Origin of the sequence: Pseudomonas sp. Fl4BN1 (assembly GCF_009908285.1) — a bacterium.
In the GTDB taxonomy this organism is placed as follows: Bacteria; Pseudomonadota; Gammaproteobacteria; order Pseudomonadales; family Pseudomonadaceae; genus Aquipseudomonas.
This window is the reverse complement of sequence record NZ_JAAARM010000147.1, coordinates 1-387: the sequence shown is the minus strand read 5'-3', so window position 1 is coordinate 387 and position 387 is coordinate 1. Positions and strand designations below refer to the sequence as shown.

At 65.9% G+C, this 387-nt stretch carries 1 protein-coding gene; it reads left to right on the top strand.

Going from position 1 to position 387, the window contains the following annotated elements:
* Positions 1-387: glutamate racemase (locus GV818_RS33975; protein ID WP_178125258.1), on the top strand; the 387-nt coding region annotated here is incomplete at both ends.

Here is a 387-nt window from a genome sequence, read left to right as displayed (position 1 = left end):
GATTCCCGCCATGCCCCGTACGGGGAAAAATCTCCCGAGTACATTGCCGATCGCACGCTGCGTGTGTGCGAATGGCTGGTCGACCAGGGCTGCAAGGCACTGGTGATCGCGTGCAACACCGCCACGGCGCAGGCCGTGCACGTGCTGCGCGAAAAGCTCGCGGTGCCGGTGATTGGCGTCGAGCCGGGCTTAAAGCCGGCAGTTGCGACGTCGAAGAGCCGTGTGGTCGGCGTGCTCGCGACCGAAAGCACGCTGCGCAGCGAGAAATTTGCGCGCCTGCTGGCGGGTGCCTCTGGCGATTGCAAGGTGCTGAGCCAGCCCGGCTACGGCCTCGTCCCTCTGATCGAACGCGGCGATACCCACTCGCCTGCGGTGCTGGAACTGCTG